Source organism: Paraburkholderia sp. EG286A, assembly GCF_040965375.1.
Taxonomy (GTDB): Bacteria; Pseudomonadota; Gammaproteobacteria; order Burkholderiales; family Burkholderiaceae; genus Paraburkholderia.
The window spans coordinates 1,279,036-1,305,646 of sequence record NZ_JBFRCB010000002.1 but is presented as its reverse complement, the minus strand read 5'-3'; the positions used below and the strand labels follow the sequence as shown (position 1 = coordinate 1,305,646).

Sequence of the window (26,611 nt, the reverse complement as noted above, 5' to 3'; positions counted from 1 at the left end):
GCGCAGTTACCTCCATGACGAGTCCATCGCGATGAGCAAGGTTGTCCTGATCACCGGCGCAAGCCGCGGCATAGGCCGCGCGACGGCGCGCCTGCTTGGCACACACGGCTGGACCGTGGGCGTCAACTATCTGCACAACGAACCGGCCGCCGACGAAACCGCCGCCGAAGTGGGCCGCGCAGGCGGCCACGCGCGCGTGCTGCGCGGCGACGTCGCGAACGAGGCGGACGTCGTCGCGATGTTCGACGCGCTCGAATCGGCCTATGGCCGCATCGACGCGCTCGTGAACAACGCGGGCATCGTGGCGCCCGGCAGCCAGGTCGCCGACATGAGCGCCGAGCGTCTGAAGCGCATGTTCGACGTGAACGTGTACGGCGCGTTTCTGTGCGCACGCGAAGCGGCGCGGCGTATGTCGAAGGACCGCGGCGGCGACGGCGGCTCGATCGTCAATGTCTCTTCGGCTGCCGCGCGCCTTGGCTCGCCCAACGAATATGTGGACTATGCGTCGTCGAAAGGCGCGGTCGACACGATGACGATCGGGCTCGCCAAAGAACTCGGCCCGCAGGGCGTGCGCGTGAACGCGGTGCGCCCCGGCCTCATCGACACCGAAATCCACGCGAGCGGCGGCCGGCCCGATCGCGCGGCCGTGCTCGGCGCGCAAACGCCGCTCGGCCGGCCCGGCAGCGCCGACGAAGTCGCACAAACGATCGTGTGGTTGCTGAGCGACGCGGCCTCGTATGTCACAGGCGCCCTGCTCGACGTGAGCGGCGGACGCTGAACTCGCGCGCTGCCTTCTGCTAGAACGACGAACCCCGCTCGCGCAAAAACGCGGCTTCTTCGTCGGTGGAATCGCGGCCCAGTTGCGCATTGCGATGCGGGTAGCGCCCAAAGCGCTCGATGATCTTCGCGTGGCGCACCGCGTAATCGTAGTAGCCCTTGCCCTCGGGATCTTTCGCCAGTTCGCCGAACAGACGCAGCGATTCGCGCTGCGCTTCGGCGCTTTCGGCGTGTTCGAACGGCAGATACGCGAAGGAGCGATGTTGCAGCGTGGGCAGGCGCTGATCCGCGCCGCTCGCCACCATCCTGCGCGCGATGCCGAGCGCCTTGTCGTCCGCGGAGAATGCGCGCGGCGTGCCGCGGTGGCAGTTGCGCGAGAACTGGTCGAGCACGATCACGAGCGCAAGCGCGCCTTCGGGCGTCTCGCACCATGCGTCGAGCTCGCCTGCACACGCGGCGTCGAGCAGCGCGCCGAAGCGTTCGCGCAGTTTGGCGTCGAACGCGGCGCTCTTGCGGAACCACATCTTGCGCTCGCGGCCGAACTCCTCCGAACCCGGCGCGCCGAACCAGAAGTCGAGCACCTCGCGCGCACGCGGGTCAAGAGTCATGACGCCAGTTCCAGCACGAGACGCCGCGTGCGTGCGCTCTTCTTCTCGAGCTTCGCCACGCGCAGCGCGCCGATCTCCTGCGTGTTGCGCACGTGCGTGCCGCCGCAGGGTTGCAAATCGACGTTATCGATGCGCAGGAGCCGCACACGGCCCAGGCCCATCGGCGGCTTCACGCTCATCGTGCGCACGAGTTCGGGGCGTTGCGCCATTTCCTCGTCGGTGATCCATTCGGTCGCCACCGCGTGCGCGCCCGACACGAGTTCGGCGAGCCGCGCCTCCACCATCTCGCGCTCGATCGGCTCGACGGTCGCGAAATCGAGGCGCGCGTAGTCGGTCGTGATGCTGCAGCCGTCCACGGGATATGGCAGCACCGCGCACATCAAATGGCTCGCCGTATGCAGGCGCATGTGCCGGTGACGGCGCGCCCAGTCGATCTCGGCGCGCACGCGCTCGCCCGCGGCGAGACGCGCGAGCAGCGAGTCCTGGCCGGGCGCGGGAACGTGGAGCGCGTCGTCGGGCGTCGCGCCTTCGAACTTCGCCTTGCGCGTGTCGGCGATCTCGATGCGCGTGCCGTCGGCGAGCACCAGCGCGCCGGCGTCGCCGGCCTGGCCGCCGCCGAGCGGATAGAACACGGTCTGGTCGAGCCGCACGCCGTCCTCGCCAACGGCAAGCACGGTCGCTTCGCACTGCGTGAGATAGGCGTCTTCGCGAAAGAGCGCGCGGGTGGTCGTCATTGTGGGTGTCTCCTTGTTTTGCGTACGGCGGGCCGCGTGAAGCCGGCCGCCCGCCAAAGGCCCATTATGGCCGCGAGGCGAAACGCCCCGCCGGACGGCCGCGACGCGTGAGCGCCTGACTGTACCGGCCCGCGGACCGGAACAATCCCGCGCCGTGACTCGGGCAGTCAATCAGCCCGGATGATTGCGCATCCAGTCGGCGGTATCGAAGAACGAGTGCAGCAGGCGCTCGCGCAGCGACTCCGCCAGGCCCACGTCTTCCATCGCCCAGGCCATGCAGCGCAGCCACTGGTCGCGCTCCGACGAGGCGATCGCGAACGGCAAATGGCGCGCGCGCAGGCGCGGATGGCCGAAGCGTTCGATGTAGTGGTCCGGGCCGCCAAGCCAGCCGCAGAGGAACCAGAACAGCTTGTCGCGCGAACCGTCGAGCGTCTGCGGATGCATCGCGCGGATGCCCGCGAAATCGGCCTCGAGGTCCATCAGGTCATAGAAACGGTCGACGAGCTCGCGCACGCGCGCCTCGCCGCCGACGAGTTCGAAGGCCGTGGGTTTCTGCGGCGCTTCGTCGGCTGGATCGGTCATACGGTTGAATCAGGAAAAAAGAGGGACGGCAGCGCACTGCCGTAGACCGATGATTTTCGCACAGCGGCGCGTGGCGGGTGGCCGCGGGTTGCTGCACTACGCGTCGCGCAGCGACTGCAGCGCCGGCCGCGCGAGCACGTGCCGCAAGCTGATCCAGCCGCCCACGCCCGCGCACACCACGCCCGCGGCGATGCCCGCAGGCAGGAGCCACGGATCGAACGGAAGATAGAAGAGAAACACGTGCGTGGCGAGCACCGAGCCCACCGCCTGCGCGCCGATTGCCGCCATGAGCCCCGCGAGCGCGCCCACGGAAATGAATTCGGCCACCTGCACCGCGCGCACCTGCTGGTGCGATGCCCCCAGCGCGCGCAGCAGCGCCGACTCGCGCATGCGTTCGTCGCGCGTGCCCGCGAGCGCCGCGTAGAGCACCAGCACGCCGGCGGCGAGCGTGAAGAGAAAGAGGAACTGCACCGCGCCGATCACCTGCTCCAGCACGCGCTCGATCTGCGCGAGAATCGGCGCGATGTCGATCGCGGTGACGTTGGGATAGCGCGCCACGAGGCCGTCCACGACCTGGCGCTGTCCGGGCGGCAGATGAAAGCTCGTGATGTACGTCGCCGGAAAATCGCGCAGCAGCTCGCGCGGCATCAGCACGAAGAAGTTGACCTTGAACGAGCCCCAGTCGAGCTTGCGCACGCTCGTCACGGGCGCCGTGACCTCCAGGCCCGTCACGTCGAACTTGAGCACGTCGCCGGGCTTCACGTTGATGAGCTTCGCGAGTCCCTGTTCGATCGACAGCTGCGGCGTGGCCGAATCGCCATACCAGCTGCCGGCCTCGATGCGATTGTCGTCGGGCAGCTTCGTCGTGTACGAGAGATTGAACTCGCGATCGACGAGCCGGCGCGCGTCCTCGCTCTGGTACGAGTCGGGATTCACGGGCTTGCCGTTGATCGAGATGAGGCGCCCGCGCACCATCGGCTGGAGATCGCTGTCGGCAGCCCCGGCGATGCCATGCGCGCGCAGCCAGGCGGCCACGGCGTCGCGCTGATCGGGCTGGATGTCGATGAGGAACTCGTTGGGCGCGTCGGGCGGCGTGGACTTGCGCCAGCCTTCGACGAGGTCGTTGCGCGTCATCGCGATCAGCAACAGACACATGAGGCCGATGGCGAGCGCCGTGATCTGCAGCGCGCTTGCGCCCGGCCGCCGTTCGAGCGACGCCAGGGCATAGCGCCAACCCACGCCCGCGCGCGCCTGGCCGGAGAGACGCCCGCTGCGCGCCACGCGCGCCGCGCACCAGAGCGCTACGCGCGCCACGCCGGCAAAGACGAGCAGCCCGATCGCGAAACCGCCGGCGACGATGCCGCCGAGCTTGAGTTCGCCCGCCGCGATCACGAGCAGCCCCGCGAACAGCGCGATGCCGACGCCGTAGGCCGCCCACGCGGCACGCCCTTCATCGCCCCACTCGCGGCGCAGTACGCGCACCGGCGGCACGCGCGTGAGCGGCAGGAGCGGCGGCAGCGCGAAGCCGAGCAGCAGCACGAGGCCCGCGGCGATGCCTTCGAGCACGGGCAGCGGACCGGGCTGCGGCAGCACGACGTCGATGAGATTGCCGAGCCACGCCAGCAGCGCGAGATGCCCTGCATAGCCGAGCGCCACGCCCGCCGCGCCGCCCACGAGCCCGAGCCCCGCGAACTCCAGCACGAACAGCGTGCGCAGCGTGCGCTGGCTCGCACCCAGGCAGCGCATCGCGGCGCAGGCGTCGAGATGGCGGCGCGTGTAGCGATGCGCGGCCATGGCGATCGCCACCGCCGCGAGCAGCGCCGTCAAGAGCGACACGAGCGTGAGGAAGTGGCGCGCGCGGTCGAGTGTCTGGCGCACCTGAGGCTGGCCGTCCTGGAGCGATTCGAGCGCGACGCCGCGCATCTTGCCGCCATCCACGCGCGCACGCGCCCACGACGCGAACTGCGCGACGGCCGGATCGGCGCCCGCCACGAGCAGGCGGTAAGTCACGCGGCTGCCATAGCCGAGCAGACCGGTCGACGCGACTTCGTCGGCGCGCATCATGAGCCGCGGCGAGAAGTTCACGAACGAAAAGCCGCGGTCGAGTTCTTTCGTGATGAGCGCGTTGACGGTGAAGGTGCGCGTGCCGACTTTCACCGTGTCGCCGACATGGAGCTTGAGCGCGTCGAGCAGTTCGTCGTCCACCCAGACGGTGCCGGGCGGCGGAATGCCTTGCGCCGCGTGATCGGGCGCACCCGGCGCCGCGGCGATGCGCAGCGCGCCACGCAACGGATAGTCCGCCGAGACGGCCTTGACGGCGGCAAGACGCGTGGCCGTTGCGCCCGCGGCGGCGGAAGCGCCCGCCGCTGCCGCAGCTTGCGGCGCCCCCGAACTCACCATGCTTGGGAAAATCGCCGTGGTCGCCGTGCGCAGCGAGAGCGACTGCGCCTCGCGCGCGAACATGGGATCGACGGGGTGATCGGCGCGCACGATGAAATCGGCGGCGATCATGCGCCGGGCATCGCGCTCGAGGCCGCGCTGCAGCCGGTCGGCGAGAAAACCGACGCTGGCGAGCGCCGCCACGGCCAGCACGAGCGCGAACAGCAGCATGGTGAGTTCGCCCGCGCGCCAGTCGCGCGCGGTCATGCGCGCGGCAAGATGCACGAGGTCGGACCAGCCTGGCGTGGTACGCACGGCCACCGGCCCGCGCGGGCCGCCAGGACCAGCCGGGCCACCAGCCGCGCCCGGCGGCTCAGCCTGCACGAACCCTGGGCCGCCTTCGCTGCGCGGAGGCCTGGCGTTGGAGGAAGAAGGCGCGCCGCCGCTCAATCGTGACGACCCCGCAGCGAAAGCCGCGAAACCATGTGCGTCGCCATGCCGCGAAAACCGCCCTGCACGCCGCGCCATAGGCGCGGCAGCGCCCAGGCCGCGAGCACGAGGAACACCACGAGCATGACGAGGAAGAGCAGCGGCACGAAGAGCGCGAGCAGCACGCCGACGAAGGTCATGCCGTCTTCGGCGCTCGATGTGACGACATTCGACACCGGCTCAGGCGACAGATTGATGAGCGCGCGCGTGCCCGCCTTGGCGAGATGCGCCGTGCCCGCGAGCGTGCCGCCCGCCAGCGCGGCGACGGTCAACAGCGCCGGATCGGCATGGCCGAGCGCGCCTGCCGCGAGCACGGCCCCGGCCGGAATGCGGATGAAGGTATGCACCGCGTCCCAGAGCGAATCGAACGCGGGGATCTTGTCGGCGAGAAATTCGAGCAACGTGAGCGCGGCGGCGATGCCGATCACCCACGGCGAAGCGAGCACGGCGAGCGTGTCAGGCAGGTGAATCAGGCCGAGACGTTGCAATACGCCGGCCATCAGCACCGTGAGATAGAGGCGCAGGCCGCTGCCCCAGGACAGGCCCGCTGCTAGCGAAAGTGGTTCCAGCATGGCTGCCTCCTCGCGCGGCGCGGCCGGGGCGCCGGCGCTCCACGCGGCAAGCGGGAGAGCAGGCGCTGTGCGCACACGCTCGCCGCTCATGCGGCGCGGAGTGTTATCGGGTTATGACCGTTCCATTATAGCCACGCTCGCTGCGGTGCCGCAGCGGTGTTGCGCGGCCGCGGCACGGGTTGGCACCGAGGTATGCGCAGCGAATTTGATCAGGCGGCCGAAGAAAGCTTGAGTCCGATAAGGCCGAGCACGATCAGCGCGGCGCTCGCCACACGCGCGGCGCTCACTGCCTCGCCCATCATGACGATGCCGAACACGAACGCGCCGACCGCGCCAATGCCCGTCCACACCGCGTAGGCGGTGCCGAGCGGCAGTTGACGCATGGCCATGGCGAGCAGGACGAAGCTGCCCAGGGCCGTGACCACGGTGAACACCGAGGGCCAGAGCCGCGTGAATCCTTCGGAAGATTTGAGACCGGCGGCCCACGCCACTTCGAGCAGGCCGGCGACAAGAAGAAGAAACCAGGACATGAGGAACGCTCCATTTATAAAAATGGGGCCGTCCCCGATGACATCAAAATCTGTAAGGCCGTCCTTACAGAGCTGTAATTATAGCACCAGCGCGGTGCATGCGCGCCGTGCAGCCTTACTGCACGCCGACCAGCCGGTAACCCACGCCCGTCTCCGTGATGATGTGCTCCGGCTGTGCGGGATCGCGCTCCAATTTCTGCCGCAGATGCGCCATGTAGATGCGCAGGTAGTGGCTGCTCTCCACGTGCGACGGCCCCCAGACCTCGCGCAGCAGTTGCCGGTGCGTGAGCACACGCCCCGCGTCGCGCACGAGGGTGGCGAGCAGGCGGTACTCGATCGGCGTGAGATGCACGGGCGCGCCTTCGCGCGTGACCTGGCGCAGGCCGAGATCGACGTTCACGGCGCCGAAGCTCACCTGCGGCGCCTCGTTCGCGCCACCGCGGTTGCGCCGCCGCAGCTGCGCGCGAATGCGCGCGAGCAGCTCGGACACGCCGAACGGCTTCGTGAGGTAGTCGTCGGCGCCGGCGTCGAGCGCGGCCACCTTCTCGCTTTCCTGGGTGCGGGCCGAAAGCACGATCACGGGCAGATCGCTCCAGCCGCGCAGTTCGCGGATCACGTCGAGGCCGTCGGTGTCGGGCAGGCCCAGGTCGACGATCACGAGGTCGGGCTTGCGCGTGGCGGCCTCGACGAGGCCCTGCTTGCCGGTCTCGGCGTCGTGCACGACGATGCCCTCGCCCTCCAGCGTTGCGCGCACGAATCGGCGAATCTGTTTTTCGTCTTCGATCAGGACGACGGCGATGCTCGGGTCACTCATTTGCGGGTTTGGGATCGACGGTTTTGGGGGAAGCAGGTTCGAGCGGCTCGAGCGCTTCGTGTGCCTCTGGCGCATCGGTCACATCGGCGGGCAGCGGCGGCGGCGACTCCACGGGCAGCGCGAACCAGAACGTCGCGCCTTGCACATGGCCGTCGGCGGCAACGCGATTGGCTGCGCCGATTGTACCGCCGTGCGCCTCGACGATCGCCCGGCAGATGGCCAGCCCGAGCCCGATGCCGGGCTTGGCCGACTCCTTCTCGCCGCGCGTGAACTTCTCGAACACGCGCTCGCCCATGCCGGGCGGCAGCCCCGGCCCGTTGTCCTCGACCGAGACGCGCACGAACGGCTGGCCGCCCTCCTCCACGCGGCGCGCCGCGATGGTGAGCGGCGTGTCGGCGGGCGTGTACTTGGCCGCATTCTCCAGCAGGTTCGAGAAGAGCCGCTCCATCAGCACGGCGTCGAGCTGGAGCAGCGGCAGGCCCTCTTCCAGCTTCACCTGCACGGGGTGCCGCGCGAGCACGCGGCGGCAAGCGGCGAGCGCGGCGCCCACGGTTTCCTCGAGCAGCGTCCACTGACGATTGAGATTGAGGCTGCCCGCCTGCAGCCGCGCCATGTCGAGCAGGTTCGTGACGATGCCCGTCATGCGCAGCGCCTCGTCGTGAATCGCCTCGATCAGTTCGCCCGAGCGCGCATCCTGCGCATCCCCGGGCTCATGGGTTTGCGCGAGCATCGACGAGAAGCCGACGATCGCCGTGAGCGGCGTGCGCAGGTCGTGCGAGATGGCCGAGAGCAGCGAGTTGCGCAGCCGCTCCGACTCCATGTTGACGAGCGCGTCGCGCGCGATGTCCACGTAGTGCACGCGCTCGAGCGCGAGCGCGATTTGCGCGGCGAACGCGTCGAGCATGCGCTGCTGCTCGGGCACCTGCAGCTCGCGCGCGTCGCGCGTCACGACGGCGAGCACGCCGCGCGTGCGCATCGGCGCCTTGAGCGGCAGGTAGCGCGCCACAGCCGCCGGCAGCGTGTCGGTGCCGTTGCCCGCCGGCTTTTGCTGGTCGTACACCCACTGGCCCACGTCGATGTCGAGGTTTTCGGCGTCGAGCATGATCTTCGGATCGGGCTCCTCGATCTTCTGCTGCACCTTGTCGACGCTGTCCGGCAGCAGCAGCGCCACGCGCGCGCCGAACACCTCGCTCACGTGGCGGCTGCCGATCGCGACGATCTGCTCCGTGGTGAGCGCCGCGGCCAGCTCGCGCGCCATCGCGTACATCGCGCCGGTGCGCTGTTCGCGCCGCTGCGCGACGCTCGCCTCGCGGCGCAGGCTCGACGTCAGATGGCTGATGACGAGCGAAGTGAGCAGCATGCCGACGAACGTCAGCAGATATTGCGTATCGGAGACCGAGAACGACATGCGCGGCGGCACGAAGAAAAAGTCGTACGCCGCAACGCTTGCAAACGAGAGCATCACGCCCGGCCCGCGCCCGAGCCTGGTCGCCGTGAAGATCACGCCGAGCAGATACAGCATGACGAGATTCGCGAGGTCGATGCGGTCGATCAGCTGGTTCGCGACGAGCGTCACGCAGGCGCAGATCACGAGCGCGGCCGCGTAGGCGCGCGGCGGCGAGCGTTCGGCGCCCCCTGCCGCAAGCGCATCGCGCCAGGCGTTGGCGGCGCGCGTCGCGGCACTGGCCGCGCCTCCGGGCTCGCTGCCCCCGCGCACGGCTTCGCCCGCGCTCGCGCGCACGAGCGTGAGATCGACGTCGCCGGCTTTTTCGGCAAGGCGCTCGCCGAACGGGCGCTTCACCCAGCGCGACAAGCCCGTGCGCAGCGAGCCGCCCGCCACGAGCTTCGAGACATTGCGCAGCCGCGCGTAGCCGACCAGCGTGGTCGCGGCGTCCTCGCCCGCGAGCGTCGCCGTTTCGGCGCCGAGTTCGGAGGCGAGCTTGAGCGCGCCAAGCGTGCGCTCGCGTACGGCGTCGGGCAGACGCTGGAGCTTCGGCGTCTCCACGTACACGGCGATCCAGTCGGCTTTCAGGCTCGCGGCGAGCCGCGCCGCGGCGCGCACCAGCGCGTTCGCCTCGGGCCCCGGCCCCACGCAGACGACGAGCCGCTCGCGCGCCTGCCACACATGCTGGATCGAGCGGTCGGCACGATACTCGCGCATCTGCGCGTCCACGCGGTCGGCGGTGCGGCGCAGCGCAAGCTCGCGCAGCGCGATCAGGTTGCCCTTGCGAAAGAAGTTGCGCACCGCGCGCTCGGCCTGCGCCGGCATGTAGACCTTGCCGTCGCGCATGCGGTCGAGCAGCTCTTCGGCGGGCAGGTCGACGAGCGTGACTTCGTCGGCGCGGTCGAACACGCGGTCGGGCACGGTCTCCCAGACGCGAATGCCCGTGATCTGCCCCACCACGTCGTTGAGACTTTCGAGGTGCTGCACATTGACGGTCGTGTAGACGTCGATGCCCGCGTCGAGCAGTTCGTAGACGTCCTGCCAGCGCTTCATGTGGCGCGCGCCGGCCACGTTCGAGTGCGCCAGCTCGTCGACGAGCACGAGCTGCGGCTTGCGTTCGAGCGCGGCGTCGAGATCGAACTCTTCGAGCAGCCGCCCGCGGTAGGCAATGCGCTGGCGCGGCATCACTTCGAGGCCGGCGGTAAGCGCGGCGGTCTCGCTGCGCCCATGCGTCTCGACGATGCCGACCACCACGTCCACGCCTTCCTCGGCGCGGCGGCGCGCGGCCTGCAGCATTGCATAGGTCTTGCCGACGCCGGCCGACGCGCCGAAGAAAACCTTCAGCTTGCCGCGGCGGCGTTTTTCTTCGTCGCGCTGCAGCCGGTCAAGCAGTTCGTCGGGATCGGGGCGGTTCATGCGGAAGTCGGGATCAAATTCACGGAGGTTGCACCTGTGGCACGAATGATCGTCTCACCGTGGCACGGAAATGGCAAACCGCACGCTCGACGCGCCAGGCGTCGAGCGTGCGGTGCGGCTCAACGTTCCCGCTCAGCTAACCTCTTTGCCGTCGAGCGCGAGGTTCAACTCGAGCACGTTCACGCGCGGCTCGCCAAAGAGGCCGAACTGGCGGCCCTTCGTATGGCGATCCACGAGCGTCTGCACGTCGCTCGCGCTCATATGGCGCGCCTGCGCCACGCGCGCCACCTGGTAGGCGGCCGCGGCCGGCGAGATCTCGGGGTCGAGCCCGCTGCCCGACGACGTCACGAGGTCGGCGGGAATGGGCTGCGAGACATCGGTGCCCGCGGCCTTGAGGGCGGCGATGCGGCCTTTGATCTCGTCGGCGAGCGCCGGGTTGGTCGGCCCGAGGTTCGAGGCGCCCGAGCCCGTCGCGTTGTACGGCATCGGCGAGGTGGCCGACAGACGGCCCCAGAAGTACTGGGGCGCGTCGAACTGCTGGCCGATGAGCGAGCTGCCCACCACCTTGCCGTCGACTTCGACCAGACTGCCGTTGGCCTGGCGGTGGAACGCGGCCTGCCCGAACGCGGTCATCACGGCCGGATACACGAGGCCGGTGATGACCGTCAGCACGGCGAAGATCACGATCAGAGGACGAAACTGCGATTTCATTTTGGCTTCCTATGTATCTATCGGTGTCTGACCGCGCCGCTCAGACCCAGCCGAACGCGGTGAGCACCATGTCGATCAGCTTGATGCACGGGAACGGCAGGAGTATGCCGCCGAGGCCGTAGACCAGCAGATTGCGGCGCAGCAGCGTCGCCGCGCCGAGCGGCCGGTACTTCACGCCCTTGAGCGCGAGCGGAATCAGCATCACGATGATGAGCGCGTTGAAGATCACCGCCGAGAGGATCGCCGACGACGGCGACGTCAGATGCATGACGTCGAGCACGCGCAGTTGCGGATACGTCGAGGCGAACGCCGCCGGGATGATCGCGAAGTACTTCGCGACGTCGTTGGCGATCGAGAACGTCGTGAGCGAGCCGCGCGTCATGAGCATCTGCTTGCCGATCTCGACGATCTCGATGAGCTTGGTCGGGTTCGAGTCGAGGTCGACCATGTTGCCCGCTTCCTTCGCGGCCTGGGTGCCCGTGTTCATCGCCACGGCGACGTCGGCCTGCGCGAGCGCCGGGGCGTCGTTGGTGCCGTCGCCCGTCATCGCCACGAGCTTGCCTTGCGCCTGGTGCTCACGAATGGTCGCGAGCTTGGTTTCAGGCGTGGCCTGTGCGAGGAAGTCGTCCACGCCGGCTTCGGCGGCGATCGCGGCGGCGGTCAGGCGGTTGTCGCCCGTCACCATCACGGTCTTGATGCCCATCTTGCGCAGCTCGGCGAAACGCTCCTTGATGCCGCCCTTCACGACGTCCTTCAGCTCGATCACGCCGAGCACGCGCGCGGTGCCGTCATGCAATTCGGCCACCACGAGCGGCGTGCTGCCGCGGCGCGCCACGTCGTCCACGGCGTTGTCGACTTCGCCGGGGAAACGGCCGCCATGGATTGCAACGTACTGCTTGACCGCGTCGGCGGCGCCCTTGCGGATCTCGCGGCCGGGCATGTCCACACCGCTCATGCGCGTCTGGGCGCTGAAAGCGAGGAACACGGCGTGCAGCGAGTGCATGTCGCGCTGGCGAATGTTGAAGCGCTGCTTCGCGAGCACGACGATGCTGCGGCCTTCCGGCGTTTCGTCGGCGAGCGACGAGAGCTGCGCGGCGTCAGCGAGCACTTCTTCGCTCACGCCGGGCGCCGGCAGGAACATCGATGCCTGACGGTTGCCGAGCGTGATCGTGCCGGTCTTGTCGAGCAGCAGCACGTCCACGTCGCCGGCGGCTTCCACCGCGCGGCCCGAAGTCGCGATCACGTTGGCCTGCATCATGCGGCTCATGCCGGCCACGCCGATCGCCGACAGCAGACCGCCGATGGTCGTCGGAATCAGGCAGACGAGCAGCGCCACGAGCGCCGTGATCGTGACCACGTGGCCCATCTTCGCGGCTTCGACCGAGAACATCGAGAACGGCAGCAGCGTCGCGGTGGCGAGCAGCAGCACGATGCTCAGCGCGACGAGCAGGATCGTGAGCGCGATTTCGTTGGGCGTCTTCTGGCGCTTCGCGCCTTCGACCATCGCGATCATGCGGTCGAGGAACGCTTCACCCGGGTTCGCCGTGACGCGCACGACGATCCAGTCGGAGAGCACGCGCGTGCCGCCCGTCACCGAGGAAAAGTCGCCGCCCGACTCGCGGATCACCGGCGCGGATTCGCCCGTGATGGCCGATTCGTCCACCGATGCCACGCCTTCGATCACTTCGCCGTCGGCCGGAATCGTGTCGCCGGTCTCGACGAGCACCACGTCGCCGCGGCGCAGATCGGACGCCGTCATGATGCGGATCGGCGCCTTCGGATGCGGCTCGTTGAGCTTCTTGGCCATGACGTCTTTCTTGGCCTGGCGAAGCGACGCCGCCTGCGCTTTCGAGCGCCCTTCGGCGAGCGCTTCCGCGAAGTTCGCGAACAGCACCGTGAACCACAGCCACAGCGCGACCGCGAGGATGAAACCCGCGGGCGCTTCGGCCTGGCCCACGAGCGCCGCGACCCAGAGGATCGTCGTGAGCACGCTGCCCACGTAGACGCAGAACATCACGGGGTTGCGCAACTGCGTGCGCGGATTGAGTTTTCTGAACGAGTCCACGATGGCCGGACGCACCAGCGCCGGATCGAACATGGACCGAGTTGCACTATGCTGATTCATTTTCGTTTCGCTCATGTTGCGAAGGCCCCCGTTCAATGCACGCCCATCATGATCAGATGCTCGACGCCGGGACCGAGTGCGAGCGCGGGCACATAAGTGAGCGCGCCGACCAGCAGCACCGTGCCGAGCAGCAGCACGACGAAGAGCGGACCATGCGTGGGCAGCGTGCCGCCCGTTACGGCAATGCGCTTCTTGCCTGCGAGCGAACCCGCGATGGCGAGCACCGGAATGATGGTGCCGAAGCGGCCGAACCACATGGCAATGGCGAGCAGCCAGTTATAGAACGGCGTGTTCACGGTAAGGCCGGCAAACGCGCTGCCGTTGTTGTTGGCGGCCGAACTGAACGCATACAGGATTTCCGAGAAACCGTGCGCGCCCGGATTCGAGATGCCGGCCTTGCCCGCGTCGGCGAGCACCGCGATCGAGGTGCCGAGCAGCACGAGCAGCGGCGTGAGCAGCACGACGATCGACACCATCTTCATTTCGAACGACTCGATCTTCTTGCCGACATATTCCGGCGTGCGGCCGATCATGAGCCCCGCCACGAACACCGCGAGCAGCGCGAACACGAGCATGCCGTAGAGACCCGAACCGACACCGCCGAAGATCACCTCGCCGAGCTGGATGAAGAGCATCGGAACGAGACCGCCGAGCGGCGTGAGCGAGTCGTGCGCCGCGTTCACGGCGCCGCACGAAGCCGCCGTGGTCGCGACCACGAAAATGCCCGTTTGCGCGATGCCAAAGCGCGTTTCCTTGCCTTCCATGTTGCCGCCGGCCTGCAGCGCGCTGGCGTGCTGGTCGACGTTGAGCGTCGTGAACATCGGATTACCCGACTGCTCGGCGGACAGCACACCGCCCACGGCCACGGCGAACGCCACCGTCATCACCGCGAGCACCGCGACGCCCTGCCTGCGGTCGCCCACCACGTTGCCGAACACGAGACACAGCGCCGCCGGAATGATCAGGATCGACAACATTTCGATGACGTTCGAGACCGGCGTGGGGTTCTCGTACGGATGCGCCGAGTTCGCATTGAAGAAGCCGCCGCCGTTGGTGCCGAGCATCTTGATCGCGACCTGCGAGGCGACCGGGCCCATGGCGAGCGTTTGCGACGTGACCTTCGTGTCCACCGTTTCAGGGTTGCCCTTCGCGTCCTTCACGGGGTTGCCCTGGGCGTCGAGCTTCGGCGCGGCGTAGGTCGTGGTCTGCAGCACCGGCACGTCCTGATACGCCTTGAAGTTCTGGATCATGCCCTGGCTCATCAGGAGCGCGGCGATGATCGCCGACATCGGCACGAGGATGTAGAGCGTCGTGCGCGTGAGGTCGACCCAGAAGTTGCCGATGGTCTGCACCGAGTGGCGCGCAAAGCCGCGAATCAGCGCGATCACGACGACGATGCCCGTGGCCGCCGACAGGAAGTTCTGCACGGTGAGGCCGAGCATCTGCGTGAGATAGCTCACCGTTTGCTCGGGCGTGTAGTCCTGCCAGTTGGTGTTGGTGACGAAGCTCACGGCCGTGTTGAACGCGCCGTCCACCGTCATCGCGCCGAACTGCTGCGGGTTGCCGGGCAGCCAGCCCTGAATGCGCAGCAGCAGATAGAGAAAGCCCACGCCGAGCACGTTGAACGAGATGGTGGCGAGCGCATAGCGCTTCCAGTTCATCTCGGCCTGCGGATCGACGCCGGCGATGCGATAGAGGAAGTTTTCGAGCGGCGCAAAGAAGCGCACGACGCGCGAGCGCCCGTCGAGCACGCGCGTCATGTAGCCCGAGACGGGCACCGCGAGCGCGAGCAGGATGACGAGGAAAAGCCCCGCCTGGAGGAGCGTGTTGGCGTTCATTCGATATCCTCCGCGCGCAGCAGCGCATGGACGAGATAAACGAACAGCAGCAGCGTTGCCGCCCCCGATAGCCAGAAGATCCAGGTCATGCGCGCACCCCCTTCGCACCTTGATCGCGGCGGTACTGCATGAGCTTCTCGCAGCCCGCGATCAACGCGTATGTGAGCGCGGCGAAAATCACCAGCCCCCCGATATACAGCACATCCATTGTCGTGTTCTCCATTCGCGGATGACGGATGGCAGAAAGTTACCCGCTAAGGCATTAAATCCGGATCAAAGGTTTTGGCGCGCGTATAAAAAGCGCGTAAACGCGGGCGAGAACACGAGACGGCGCACGAGGAAAAAAGGCGCGCAACGTTGGCGTTGCGCGCCTTTTGGGGCCCCATGACGGAGCCAGGGAATGTAAAGGTCGAATCAATGCGCCAGCGCCGGTGGCATGCCCCGTGCGGCGCGGCGGTGCATCAAGTGTCAGGTCACGGGATCAGCACGGTCGAACCGGTGGTCTTGCGCGCTTCGAGATCGGCATGCGCCTGCCCGACGTCCTCGAGCGCGCAGCGCTGGTTGATCGATGTCTTGACCTTGCCCGACGACACCACATCGAACAACTCGGCGGCCATCGCTTCGTAGTCGGCGCGCTTCGCGATATAGGTGAAGAGCGTCGGGCGCGTGAAGAAGAGCGAACCGCGCCCCGCGAACTCCGACGAATCGATCGGCGGCAGCGGCCCAGACGCATTGCCGAAGCTCACGAACATGCCGAGCGGCGCAAGACAGTCGAGCGATTTCGTGTAGGTGTCCTTGCCGATCGAGTCGTACACCACGGGCACGCCCGCGCCGTTCGTGATCTCGCGCACGCGCGCCGTGAAGTCCTCGCGCGTGTAGACGATCGGATGATCGCAGCCGTGCGCCTTCGCGACCGCGGCCTTCTCGTCCGAGCCCACGGTGCCGATCACGGTCGCGCCCAGCGCCTTCGCCCACTGGCACACGAGCAGGCCCACGCCGCCCGCCGCCGCCTGAATGAGAATGGTGTCGCCGGCCTGCACGCGATACGTGCGACGCAGCAGGTATTGCGCCGTGAGGCCCTGCAGCATGATCGAAGCGGCGGCTTCGTCGCTGATCGCGTCGGGCAGCTTGATCACCTGGTCGGCGCGCAGCACGCGCTCCTGTGCATAGGCGCCCGGCGGACGCGCGACATAGGCAACACGATCGCCCACTTTGAGCGCGCTCACGCCTTTGCCCAGCGCCGTCACCTCGCCGGCCGCTTCCATGCCGAGCCCGGCGGGCAGCGCCTGCGGATAGAGCCCCGTGCGGAAGTACACGTCGATGTAATTGAGGCCGCACGCGCTCTGGCGCAGGCGCACCTCGCCCTCGCCCGGCTCGCCCACGTCGACATCCGCCCACTTCATCACTTCGGGGCCACCGGTCTTGTCGTATCGGATTGCCTTGGTCATCACGTCTCCTTGGTGTTGTCCTGGCTGTTTTCCTGAAATCGGGCTACGCGGCGCGCTTCAGACCGCGTTTTTCTGGCGCAGCGTGAGCACGTCGAGCAGCATGCGCGCCGTCGAGATGTTGGTCGCGCACGGCACGTCGTGCACGTCGCATGCGCGCACGAGCGCGTTGATGTCGGGTTCGTGCGGCTGCGGAGTCATCGGGTCGCGCAGGAAGATCACGATATCGACGTTGCCTTCCGCGAGCCGCGCGCCGATCTGCAGGTCGCCGCCGTGCGGGCCCGAGAGCATGCGCTCGACGTTCACGCCCGTCGCGGCCTCGATGCGCGAGCCGGTCGTGCCGGTCGCGATGATCTCGCAGTGACGCAGCGTATCGACGTATTCGGTCGCCAGCTTGACGATGTCATCCTTCTTGTGGTCGTGCGCGATCAGTGCAACGCGGGTTGGCATGGCGTAACTCTCCTTGACGTGGGGTTTGCGTGCGTAATTGTCGTGATGCGTGTCGTGATGCGTGTCGTGATGCGTGTCGTGATGCGTGTCGTGCTGCGTGTCGTGGTGCGGCGCCAGCGGCGCCGCGGCTGCCCAACGCCGACTCGATATCAGTAGGTGCCCGGATAGGCCCCGCCGTCGATCAGCCAGTTCTGCCCGGTGATATAGCCCGCGTGCACGCTGCTGAGGAACGCGCAGGCGCGGCCGAATTCCTCGGGCGTGCCGAAACGTCCGGCCGGAATCGCCTTCATGCGGCGCGCACGCGCTTCTTCTTCCGAAATCTGGCTCGCCTTCGCCTGCGCGACGATGGTGGCCTGGATGCGGTCGGTGTCGAACGCGCCCGGCAGCAGGTTGTTGATCGTGACGCCCGTGGCCGCGACCTGGCGCGCCACGCCCGCGACGAAGCCCGTGAGCCCCGAGCGCGCGCCGTTCGAGAGGCCGAGCACGTCGATCGGCGCCTTCACCGAGGAACTCGTGATGTTGACGATGCGCCCGAAGCCGCGCGCGATCATCGCGTCGATGGTGGACTGGATCAGCGCGATCGGCGTGAGCATGTTCGCTTCGAGCGCCGCGATCCACGCCGCGTGGGTGTACTTGCGGAAGTCGCCCGGCGGCGGGCCGCCCGCGTTGTTCACCAGAATGTCCGGCGACGGACACGCCGCGAGCGCGGCGGCCCGGCCCGCTTCGGTCGTGATGTCGCAGGCCACCGCCTTGACGTCCACGCCCGTGCTCTTGCGGATCTGCGCGGCGGTTTCCTCCAGCGTCTGCGCGGTGCGCGCGACGATCGTCACGTTGACGCCTTCGGCGGCGAGCGCCTCGGCGCAGCCGCGCCCAAGTCCCTTGCTGGCCGCGCACACCAGCGCGTTGCGTCCTGCGATGCCCATGTCCATCGTTTTCGTGTCCTTTTTGCGTGGATGACCGTCCTGTGACAGGGCGGACACGGCCAGGCCTTGCGCCGCGCCGCCCTGCGACCTTTTTGGGATTCTAGAAGAATCGGGCGCGACGCGTGGAAGGCCGCTGGCGCGGGACCCGGCAACCGGTGGGCGAAGTCGCCTCGCCACGCGCCATGCGCGCGCCGATGGGTGCATGCTTACCGTATACTTGCGCCTGTAGCGCGGCCCGGCGCCCTCGCAAGCCTTGAGCGCTTGCCGCGCGGCGGGCCGTGCTCGCCGCCACCGCGCAACCCGGGCGTGAGCTTCGGGCTCGCGCGGCAACGGCACGACCGCCTCTCCGATTCCCTTGCAGCCTTGTGCGCCCCGCCATGAAACAGGACAGCCGTTTCCCGAATCTCTTCATCCTCGATCACCCGCTGATCCAGCACAAGCTCACACATATGCGCGACAAGGACACGTCCACGCGCACGTTCCGCGAGCTGCTGCGCGAGATCACGCTGCTGATGGGCTATGAAATCACGCGCGACCTGCCGGTCGCGTCGCGCCGCGTGCAAACGCCGCTCGTCGAAATCGATGCGCCGGTGATCGCGGGCAAGAAGCTCGCCATCGTGCCGGTGCTGCGCGCGGGCGTGGGCATGTCCGACGGCCTGCTCGAGCTGGTGCCGTCCGCGCGCGTCGGCCATATCGGCGTGTATCGCGCCGACGACCATCGCCCGGTCGAGTATCTCGTGCGGCTGCCCGACCTCGAGGACCGCACCTTCATCCTCTGCGATCCGATGGTCGCGACGGGCTACTCGGCGGCGCACGCCATCGACGTGCTCAAGCGCCGCGGCGTGTCCGGCGAGCGCATCCTGTTCCTCGCGCTGGTGGCCGCGCCCGAAGGCGTCGACGTGTTCCAGAAGGCGCACCCGGACGTGAAGCTCTACGTGGCGTCGCTCGATTCGCATCTGAACGAGCACGCCTACATCATTCCGGGCCTCGGTGACGCCGGCGACCGGCTCTTCGGCACGAAGAACTAACCGCCGCGTCGCGGTTGTTCAGGGGCGGCCGGGGAAAACGGGCCGCCCTCGCCCCATCCCCGCCTTGCGCGGGCACACCCGATCCTGCCCCCTTAGCACCCTCAGCGGCCGGCGTAAGCGGCAATCGTCTGGCGTTGCGTTACGAAGGCAGGCGAAGCCGGTCGGTCCCGGCGTGATAAAATTCAGGTCCACCTGAACGGGCGCTGCGTCCCGTCCTGCCGGCACATCGTGCTGCGCGGGCATGACGCGCGAGGCACGCGCGAAAATCACGCGCGCCGCGCGAACGACGCGCGAAGGCCGCACCCGGGAACATCGCAACGACAACAGCACATTGCACACTGCACGCGCATGGCGCGTGAGACGGAGAAAGGTATGGCGGGTCATTCGAAATGGGCCAACATCAAGCACAAGAAGGCTGCTGCTGACGCGAAGCGCGGCAAGGTCTGGACGCGGCTCATCAAGGAAATCCAGGTCGCGGCGCGCATGGGCGGCGGCGATGCCGATACGAACCCGCGCCTGCGTCTGGCTGTGGACAAGGCGTACGACGCCAACATGCCCAAGGACAACATCAACCGCGCCATCCAGCGCGGTGTGGGTGGCGTCGATGGCGCGAACTACGAGGAAATCCGCTACGAAGGCTACGGCATCGGCGGCGCGGCCGTCATCGTCGACACGATGACCGACAACCGCACCCGCACGGTCGCGGAAGTGCGCCACGCGTTCTCGAAGTTCGGCGGCAACATGGGCACCGACGGCTCGGTTGCATTCATGTTCGATCACGTCGGCCAGTTCGTGTTCGCGCCGGGCACGCCCGAAGACGAGCTCATGAACGCCGCGCTCGAAGCGGGCGCCGACGACGTCGTGACGAACGACGACGGCTCGATCGAAGTGGTCTGTCCGCCGTTCGACTTCACGAAGGTGAAGACCGCCCTCGAAGCCGCGGGCTTCAAGGCCGAAATGGCCGAAGTCACCATGAAGCCGCAAAACGAGGTCGAATTCACGGGCGACGACGCCGTGAAGATGCAAAAGCTGCTCGACGCTCTCGAAAACCTGGACGACGTCCAGGATGTGTACACCAACGCGTCGATCGCCGAGGAATAAGGCGTCGGCCCGGGAGGCCGCGTCGAGGTCTGCTTTGGCCCCGCCTCCTGCTCGCGATTTTCACGGCCGGCGCACTGCGCGCCGGCCGCAACTGTTTCTGGTCTTGGTCTCTCGGGGATTCTCATGAAGTTACTCGTCGTCGGTTCTGGCGGCCGCGAACATGCGCTGGCGTGGAAGCTCGCGCAGTCGCCGCGCGTGCAGCTCGTCTACGTCGCACCCGGTAACGGCGGCACCGCGCAGGACGAGCGGCTCGCCAACGTCGACATCACGGATATCCACGAGCTCGCCGATTTCGCCGAGCGCGAAGGCGTCGCCCTCACGGTGGTCGGCCCCGAAGCGCCGCTCGCCGCGGGCATCGTCAACGTGTTCCGCCAGCGCGGCCTGAAGGTGTTCGGCCCGTCGAAGGAAGCCGCGCAGCTCGAAAGCTCGAAGGACTTCGCCAAGGCGTTCATGAAACGCCACAACATCCCGACGGCGGCCTACGAGACCTTCTCGGACGCCGCCGCGGCGCACGCCTACGTCGAGAAGAACGGCGCGCCCATCGTCATCAAGGCCGACGGCCTGGCTGCCGGCAAGGGCGTGGTCGTGGCGATGTCGCTGGAAGAGGCGCACCTGGCCATCGACATGATGCTCGCCGACAACAAGCTCGGCGACGCCGGCGCGCGCGTGGTGATCGAGGAATTCCTCGCGGGCGAGGAAGCGAGCTTCATCGTCATGGTGGACGGCAAGCACGTGCTCGCGCTCGCCTCGAGCCAGGACCACAAGCGCCTGCAGGACGGCGACCAGGGCCCGAACACGGGCGGCATGGGCGCCTACTCGCCCGCGCCGATCGTCACGCCGCAGCTGCACGCACGCGTGATGCGCGAAATCATCCTGCCGACCGTGGCGGGCATGGAGAAGGAAGGCATCCGCTACACGGGCTTCCTCTACGCCGGTCTGATGATCGACGCGCAGGGCAACCCGAAGACGCTCGAATTCAACTGCCGCATGGGCGACCCCGAAACGCAGCCGATCATGGCGCGCCTGAAGGGCGACTTCTCGAAGGTCGTGGAGCACGCCATCGCCGGCACGCTCAACCAGGTCGAGCTCGAGTGGGACCGCCGCACGGCGCTCGGCGTCGTGCTCGCCGCGCACAACTATCCGGACACGCCGCGCAAGGGCGACCGCATCAGCGAGATCCCCGCTGAAACCGCCGATTCGGTGACGTTCCACGCGGGCACGCAGATGGTGGACGGCAAGCTCGTGACCTCGGGCGGCCGCGTGCTGTGCGTGGTGGGTCTCGCCGATTCGGTGCGCAGCGCGCAGAACGTGGCGTACGAGACCGTGAACCGCATCTCGTTCGACGGCATGCAGTATCGCAACGACATCGGCTATCGCGCCGCGGGGCGCAAGCAGTAAGCGCAGCGCTTTCCTGGGGCCGCCCGCTTCGATGCGGCCCCAAAGGAAGCGAGCGACCACGCGAGAGCCGCACGGCTCCACGCCGTGGCCGCTGCGCAACAGCGCTCTTACGGCTTGTTCGTCTGGCCGCTTACGCGCGCCGCAAAGCCGTCCACCGAGCGCCGAACCGCGCAGCGCCCTGAGCGCGCGACAGGCAGCCCGCGCGGCCGCCGTTAGCGCCGGACGTCGCGCCAATCGGCGCTACACTGCCGCTGTCAGGCCGCCCCGGCGGTCTATCCGAGCAACCCAACGCATAACCCGACGAATAACCCGATTCCAGCGCCGGCGCGCTGCCGTCCCCATTTCATCGATGACCGACACCCCTAACCGCGCCTACCCCGACAGCGCCGCCGTCCGCGCCTGGCTGGCCGGCCTGCAGACGCAGATCGCCGACACGCTCGGCGCCTTCGACGGCAAGCCGTTCGCCACCGACAACTGGCAACGCGGCCCCGGCGAGAAGCTGCGCGGCGGCGGTTGCACGCGCATCATCGAAGGCGGCGAGTTCTTCGAGCGCGGGGGCATCGGCTTTTCCGACGTTTCCGGCGACGCCCTGCCACCCTCGGCAACGGCGGCGCGCCCCGAACTGAACGGCCGCGGCTTCGAGGCGATGGGCGTGTCGCTCGTGCTGCATCCGCGCAATCCGTACTGCCCGACCGTGCACATGAACGTGCGCATGCTGCTCGCCACCAAGGCGGGCGAGGCGCCGGTGTTCTGGTTCGGCGGCGGCATGGACCTCACGCCCTTTTACGGCTTCGAGGAAGACGCCCAGCACTTTCACGGCGTGTGCCGCGACGCGCTCGCGCCCTATGGCGAAGACCTGTACCCGCGCTTCAAGCGCTGGTGCGACGAGTACTTTTTCCTCAAGCACCGCAACGAAGCGCGCGGCGTGGGCGGCATTTTCTTCGATGACTACGCCACTGGCGGCTTCGACGAGGCGTTCGCCATGCTCCGCAGCGTGGGCGACGGCTTCCTGAAGGCGTATCTGCCGATCATCGAAAAGCGCCGGGCGACGCCCTACGGCGAAGCCGAACGCGAGTTCCAGGCGTACCGGCGCGGCCGCTACGTCGAATTCAATCTGGTCTGCGACCGCGGCACGCATTTCGGCCTGCAAAGCGGCGGCCGCACGGAATCGATCCTCATGTCGATGCCGCCGGCCGCCACCTGGCGCTACGACTGGCAGCCACGGCCGGGCACGCCGGAAGCGCGCCTCTACAGCGACTTCCTGCCCGTGCGCGACTGGGTCTGACGCCGTGACGCAAGCTTTCACCGTCCCGCCCAACGCGCTCGCACGGCGCGTCGGGCTGCTCGGCGGCACCTTCGATCCGATCCACGAGGGCCACCTCGCGCTCGCGCGCCATTTTGCGTGCGTGCTGGGCCTGAACGAGCTGATCCTGCTGCCCGCCGGGCAACCGTGGCAGAAGCCGGGCGTGACCGCGGCGCAGCATCGGCTCGCCATGACGCGTGCCGCCGCTGCCTCGCTCGCGCTGCCGGGCGTGACGGTCACGGTGGACGCCGACGAAATCGGGCACAACGGCCCGACCTACACGGTCGAAACGCTGCGCCGCTGGCGCGCGCGGCGCGCCGTCGACGGCGGCGAGAGCAACGCGCAAGCGGCGCTCACGCTGTTAATGGGCGCCGATCAACTGCTGCACCTCGATTCGTGGCACGAATGGCGCGAGCTTTTCGCGCTCGCGCATCTGGGCGTGGCGAGCCGCCCCGGCTTCGACTCTGCGGCGCTGCCGCCCGAAGTCGCGCGCGAAGCCGCCGCGCGCCGTGCGGGCGCTGTCGCGCTTGCGACCACGCCGCACGGTCACCTGCTGGTCGACGAAACGCTCGCGCTCGACGTTTCGGCGACCGAAATCCGGCGCGACCTGCCGGCCTGCGTGGCAAGCGGGCAACGTCGCGGCACCGCCGCCGACAAGCTTCCCGCGGCCGTGTGGGACTATATCCTTCAACATCATCTCTATCTGCAACACGAGTAACTATGGACATCCGCAAACTTCAACGCGCCATCGTCGACGGTCTCGAAGACGTCAAGGCCCAGGACATCCGCGTCTTCAACACGAGCCATCTGACCGAGCTGTTCGACCGCGTGGTCGTCGCGAGCGGCACCTCGAACCGCCAGACCAAGGCGCTCGCCAACAGCGTGCGCGAGAAGGTCAAGGAAGCCGGCGGCGACATCGTCAGCACGGAAGGCGAGGACATCGGCGAATGGGTGCTCGTGGATTGCGGCGACGCGGTCGTCCACATCCTCCAGCCCGCGCTGCGCCAGTACTACAACCTCGAGGAAATCTGGGGCGACAAGCCGGTGCGCGTGAAGCTCGCGGCCAGCACGGGCTTCGTGGGCGCGCGTCCGAGCGAGCCGATGGACGACGAGGACGAAGACGAAGCAGCCGCGCCGGCCGTCAAGAAGCCCGCGCGCAAGAGCGCCGCGCGTAAGACCGCGAAGTAAGCGCGGCGCGTTCGCGAACGACCATCGACCCGCACGATGAAACTGCATATCGTCGCCGTCGGCCACAAGATGCCGGACTGGATCGCCGAGGGCTTCGAGGAATATACGAAGCGCATGCCGCCGGAGCTGCGCATCGAGCTGCGCGAGGTGAAACCCGAGCAGCGTTCGTCGGGCCGCTCGGCCGAGAGCGTCATGGCGGCCGAGCGCACGCGCATCGAGGCCGCGCTGCCGAAGAACGCGCGCATCGTCGCGCTCGACGAACGCGGCAAGGACTGGACCACAATGCAGCTCGCCCGTGCGCTGCCGCTGTGGCAGCAGGACGGCCGCGACGTGGCGTTCCTGATCGGCGGCGCGGACGGCCTCGACCCCGAACTCAAGGCGCGCGCCGACACGCTCCTGCGCCTGTCCTCCCTCACGCTGCCGCATGCGATGGTGCGCGTGCTGCTCGCCGAGCAGCTTTACCGCGCGTGGACCATCACGCAGAATCACCCCTATCATCGCGTGTGATGCAGGTTTAAAGCGCGAGGGCGCCGCCTTTCGTCGTGCGCCGGCGCCCCGCTTGCGCCCCCGCTCGAGCCCCGCTTGCGCCCGAAATGGCGGCCGCGCACGTCAACCCGAAGTCCGTAACGACAAAGACGCTCCGATGCCCACCAACGCGCCCTATCCGTTCGTCTATCTCGCCTCGCAGAGCCCGCGCCGCCAGGAGCTGCTGCAGCAGCTCGGCGTGCGCTTCGAGTTGCTGCTGCCGCGCCCCGACGAAGACGCCGAAGCGCTCGAAATCGCGCTGCCCGGCGAGCAAGCCGCCGTCTATGTCGAGCGCGTGTGCGCCGCGAAAGCCGACGCCGCCCGCGCGCGCCTCGTCGCGGGCGCGCACAGGCATGCGCCGATTCTGACCGCCGACACCACGGTCTCCATCGACGGCCATATTCTCGGCAAGCCGCACGACGCCGCCGAAGCCTACGCGATGCTCGAGCGCCTCGCCGGACGCGAGCACGAAGTGCTCACGGCGGTGGCCGTGGTCAACGCCGAAGGGGTCTGTCTGCCCGTCGCGGTCTCGCGCTCGCACGTGCGCTTCGCCCCGGCGCTGCCCGCCGCGATCGCGCGTTACGTGGCGAGCGGCGAGCCGTTCGGCAAGGCCGGCGCGTACGGCATACAGGGCCGCGCGGCGGAATTCGTCGAGCGAATCGACGGGTCCTATTCGGGTATCATGGGTTTGCCACTATTCGAAACGGCCGCCCTCCTGCGCGCCGCGGGCATCGACTTCTAGAACAAATCATGAACGAAGAAATCCTGATCAACGTCACGCCCCAGGAGACGCGCGTCGCATTGGTCCAGCAAGGCGCAGTACAGGAGCTTCACGTCGAGCGCACGCTGTCGCGCGGGCGCGTCGGCAACGTCTATCTCGGCAAGGTCGTGCGCGTGCTGCCGGGCATGCAGTCGGCGTTCATCGACATCGGTCTCGAGCGCGCCGCGTTCCTGCATGTGGCCGATATCTGGCATCCGCGCATTGCCGGCGAAGCACATGCGAGCGTGCATCATCAGCCGATCGAAAAGACCGTGTTCGAAGGGCAAACGCTCATGGTGCAGGTCGTGAAGGATCCGATCGGCACGAAGGGCGCGCGGCTTTCTACGCAGGTCAGCATCGCGGGACGCACGCTGGTTTATCTGCCGCAGGAACCGCACATCGGCATCTCGCAGAAGATCGAGAGCGAGGCCGAGCGCGAAGCGGTGCGCGCGCGCCTCACGGCCGTGCTGCCCGCCGACGAAAAAGGCGGCTATATCGTGCGCACGATCGCCGAAGACGCCACGAGCGAAGAGCTTGCGGCGGACGTCGCGTATCTGCGCAAGACGTGGGCGACGATACTCGCCCAGGCGCAGCGCGTGCCCGCCACGAGCCTGCTCTATCAAGACCTGAATCTCGCGCAGCGCGTGCTGCGCGACTTCGTGAACGACGAGACCTCGCGCATTCAGGTCGATTCGCGCGAAACGTTCCTGAAGCTCACCGAGTTCGCCACCGAATTCACGCCCGCCGTGCAGCCGAAGCTGCATCACTACTCGGGCGAGCGGCCGCTCTTTGACCTCTACAACATCGAGGCCGAGATCCTGCGCGCGCTCTCGCGCCGCGTGGACCTCAAGTCGGGCGGCTACCTCGTGATCGACCAGACCGAGGCGATGACGACCATCGACGTGAACACGGGCGGCTACGTCGGCGCGCGCAACTTCGACGACACGATCTTCAAGACCAATCTCGAAGCGGCGCATACGATCGCGCGGCAATTGCGTCTGCGCAATCTGGGCGGCGTGATCATCATCGACTTCATCGACATGGAGAACATCGAGCATCGCGATCAGGTGCTCGGCGAGCTGAAGAAGGCACTTTCGCGCGACCGCACGCGCGTGACCGTGAACGGCTTCTCGCAGCTCGGGCTCGTGGAGATGACGCGCAAACGCACGCGCGAATCGCTCGCGCACGTGCTGTGCGAGCCCTGCCCGATTTGTCTCGGCAAAGGTCAGGTGAAGACCGCGCGCACCGTTTGCTACGACGTGCTGCGCGAAATTCTGCGCGAGTCGCGCCAGTTCAATCCGCGCGAGTTTCGCGTGGTCGCTTCACAGCAGGTCATCGACCTCTTTCTCGAGGAAGAGTCGCAGCATCTCGCCATGTTGATCGACTTCATCGGCAAGCCGGTTTCGTTGCAGGTGGAGTCGAATCTGAGTCAGGAACAGTACGACATCGTGCTCATGTAGCACGGCGCCGT

26 protein-coding genes are annotated in these 26,611 nt (G+C 67.9%); 10 read left to right on the top strand and 16 right to left on the bottom strand.

Annotation, left to right across the window (positions count from 1 at the left end; genetic code table 11):
* The first annotated feature begins 31 nt into the window (after positions 1-31).
* On the top strand, positions 32-778 hold the full coding sequence (locus AB4Y35_RS12435; RefSeq protein WP_368704593.1) for an SDR family oxidoreductase: 747 nt from the start codon (positions 32-34) through the stop codon (positions 776-778).
* Between the two features lie 19 nt (positions 779-797).
* On the opposite strand, the gene AB4Y35_RS12430 is transcribed toward AB4Y35_RS12435, so the two are convergent.
* From AB4Y35_RS12430 to AB4Y35_RS12355, 16 genes are all read right to left on the bottom strand, one after another.
* On the bottom strand, positions 798-1,385 hold the full coding sequence (locus AB4Y35_RS12430; protein ID WP_368704592.1) for a DUF924 family protein: 588 nt from the start codon (positions 1,383-1,385) through the stop codon (positions 798-800).
* Positions 1,382-2,119, bottom strand: coding sequence for an alanyl-tRNA editing protein (locus AB4Y35_RS12425; RefSeq protein WP_368704591.1), 738 nt, complete (start codon positions 2,117-2,119; stop codon positions 1,382-1,384). Before AB4Y35_RS12425 ends, AB4Y35_RS12430 begins: the two co-directional genes overlap by 4 nt.
* Positions 2,120-2,290: 171 nt before the next feature.
* Positions 2,291-2,701 (bottom strand): group II truncated hemoglobin, encoded by a 411-nt coding sequence (locus AB4Y35_RS12420; RefSeq protein WP_368704590.1) that lies wholly within the window; start codon positions 2,699-2,701, stop codon positions 2,291-2,293.
* A gap of 96 nt (positions 2,702-2,797) precedes the next feature.
* Complete coding sequence (locus AB4Y35_RS12415) at positions 2,798-5,347, bottom strand: ABC transporter permease (protein WP_368704662.1); 2,550 nt, start codon at positions 5,345-5,347, stop codon at positions 2,798-2,800.
* A gap of 179 nt (positions 5,348-5,526) precedes the next feature.
* Positions 5,527-6,141, bottom strand: a complete 615-nt coding sequence (locus tag AB4Y35_RS12410; RefSeq protein ID WP_368704589.1) for a DUF4126 domain-containing protein — start codon at positions 6,139-6,141, stop codon at positions 5,527-5,529.
* 209 nt (positions 6,142-6,350) lie between these two features.
* Positions 6,351-6,671, bottom strand: a complete 321-nt coding sequence (gene sugE / locus AB4Y35_RS12405; protein ID WP_028205705.1) for a quaternary ammonium compound efflux SMR transporter SugE — start codon at positions 6,669-6,671, stop codon at positions 6,351-6,353.
* Between the two features lie 115 nt (positions 6,672-6,786).
* The gene (gene kdpE / locus AB4Y35_RS12400) at positions 6,787-7,485 is read right to left on the bottom strand and encodes a two-component system response regulator KdpE (RefSeq protein WP_028205706.1); all 699 of its coding nucleotides are present in this window, start codon (positions 7,483-7,485) and stop codon (positions 6,787-6,789) included.
* Positions 7,478-10,345 (bottom strand): DUF4118 domain-containing protein, encoded by a 2,868-nt coding sequence (locus AB4Y35_RS12395; RefSeq protein ID WP_368704588.1) that lies wholly within the window; start codon positions 10,343-10,345, stop codon positions 7,478-7,480. The genes kdpE and AB4Y35_RS12395 overlap by 8 nt, the downstream gene beginning before the upstream one ends.
* Positions 10,346-10,477: 132 nt before the next feature.
* The gene (gene kdpC / locus AB4Y35_RS12390; RefSeq protein WP_368704587.1) at positions 10,478-11,056 is read right to left on the bottom strand and encodes a potassium-transporting ATPase subunit KdpC; all 579 of its coding nucleotides are present in this window, start codon (positions 11,054-11,056) and stop codon (positions 10,478-10,480) included.
* 40 nt (positions 11,057-11,096) lie between these two features.
* Positions 11,097-13,181, bottom strand: a complete 2,085-nt coding sequence (gene kdpB / locus AB4Y35_RS12385) for a potassium-transporting ATPase subunit KdpB (protein ID WP_368704586.1) — start codon at positions 13,179-13,181, stop codon at positions 11,097-11,099.
* A 32-nt stretch (positions 13,182-13,213) separates the two neighbouring features.
* On the bottom strand, positions 13,214-15,019 hold the full coding sequence (kdpA, locus tag AB4Y35_RS12380; protein WP_368704585.1) for a potassium-transporting ATPase subunit KdpA: 1,806 nt from the start codon (positions 15,017-15,019) through the stop codon (positions 13,214-13,216).
* Positions 15,016-15,108, bottom strand: a complete 93-nt coding sequence (kdpF, locus tag AB4Y35_RS12375) for a K(+)-transporting ATPase subunit F (RefSeq protein ID WP_027819619.1) — start codon at positions 15,106-15,108, stop codon at positions 15,016-15,018. Before kdpF ends, kdpA begins: the two co-directional genes overlap by 4 nt.
* Positions 15,105-15,227 carry a potassium ABC transporter ATPase gene (locus AB4Y35_RS12370; protein ID WP_342921024.1) on the bottom strand — a complete coding sequence of 41 codons (123 nt, stop codon included), beginning with the start codon at positions 15,225-15,227 and terminating at the stop codon, positions 15,105-15,107. The genes kdpF and AB4Y35_RS12370 overlap by 4 nt, the downstream gene beginning before the upstream one ends.
* 265 nt (positions 15,228-15,492) lie before the next feature.
* Positions 15,493-16,467 (bottom strand): quinone oxidoreductase, encoded by a 975-nt coding sequence (locus AB4Y35_RS12365; protein ID WP_368704584.1) that lies wholly within the window; start codon positions 16,465-16,467, stop codon positions 15,493-15,495.
* A gap of 57 nt (positions 16,468-16,524) precedes the next feature.
* Positions 16,525-16,914, bottom strand: a complete 390-nt coding sequence (locus AB4Y35_RS12360; protein WP_321929849.1) for a methylglyoxal synthase — start codon at positions 16,912-16,914, stop codon at positions 16,525-16,527.
* Between the two features lie 149 nt (positions 16,915-17,063).
* On the bottom strand, positions 17,064-17,843 hold the full coding sequence (locus tag AB4Y35_RS12355) for an SDR family oxidoreductase (RefSeq protein ID WP_368704583.1): 780 nt from the start codon (positions 17,841-17,843) through the stop codon (positions 17,064-17,066).
* Between the two features lie 371 nt (positions 17,844-18,214).
* Between AB4Y35_RS12355 and upp the strand changes: the two genes are divergently transcribed.
* From upp to rng, 9 genes are all read left to right on the top strand, one after another.
* Complete coding sequence (gene upp, locus AB4Y35_RS12350; RefSeq protein WP_342921021.1) at positions 18,215-18,865, top strand: uracil phosphoribosyltransferase; 651 nt, start codon at positions 18,215-18,217, stop codon at positions 18,863-18,865.
* A gap of 372 nt (positions 18,866-19,237) precedes the next feature.
* On the top strand, positions 19,238-19,966 hold the full coding sequence (locus tag AB4Y35_RS12345; protein WP_069265309.1) for a YebC/PmpR family DNA-binding transcriptional regulator: 729 nt from the start codon (positions 19,238-19,240) through the stop codon (positions 19,964-19,966).
* A gap of 123 nt (positions 19,967-20,089) precedes the next feature.
* Positions 20,090-21,364 (top strand): phosphoribosylamine--glycine ligase, encoded by a 1,275-nt coding sequence (purD, locus tag AB4Y35_RS12340; protein WP_368704582.1) that lies wholly within the window; start codon positions 20,090-20,092, stop codon positions 21,362-21,364.
* 349 nt (positions 21,365-21,713) lie between these two features.
* The gene (hemF, locus tag AB4Y35_RS12335; protein ID WP_368690861.1) at positions 21,714-22,649 is read left to right on the top strand and encodes an oxygen-dependent coproporphyrinogen oxidase; all 936 of its coding nucleotides are present in this window, start codon (positions 21,714-21,716) and stop codon (positions 22,647-22,649) included.
* Between the two features lie 4 nt (positions 22,650-22,653).
* Complete coding sequence (locus tag AB4Y35_RS12330) at positions 22,654-23,385, top strand: nicotinate-nucleotide adenylyltransferase (RefSeq protein ID WP_368704581.1); 732 nt, start codon at positions 22,654-22,656, stop codon at positions 23,383-23,385.
* A 2-nt stretch (positions 23,386-23,387) separates the two neighbouring features.
* Entirely contained in the window at positions 23,388-23,855 is a 468-nt protein-coding gene (gene rsfS / locus AB4Y35_RS12325; RefSeq protein ID WP_368704580.1) for a ribosome silencing factor, read from the top strand.
* A gap of 36 nt (positions 23,856-23,891) precedes the next feature.
* Complete coding sequence (gene rlmH / locus AB4Y35_RS12320) at positions 23,892-24,362, top strand: 23S rRNA (pseudouridine(1915)-N(3))-methyltransferase RlmH (protein WP_342921015.1); 471 nt, start codon at positions 23,892-23,894, stop codon at positions 24,360-24,362.
* Between the two features lie 136 nt (positions 24,363-24,498).
* On the top strand, positions 24,499-25,122 hold the full coding sequence (locus AB4Y35_RS12315; RefSeq protein WP_368606733.1) for a nucleoside triphosphate pyrophosphatase: 624 nt from the start codon (positions 24,499-24,501) through the stop codon (positions 25,120-25,122).
* An 8-nt stretch (positions 25,123-25,130) separates the two neighbouring features.
* Positions 25,131-26,600 carry a ribonuclease G gene (gene rng, locus AB4Y35_RS12310; RefSeq protein ID WP_368704579.1) on the top strand — a complete coding sequence of 490 codons (1,470 nt, stop codon included), beginning with the start codon at positions 25,131-25,133 and terminating at the stop codon, positions 26,598-26,600.
* The last annotated feature ends 11 nt before the right edge of the window (positions 26,601-26,611 follow it).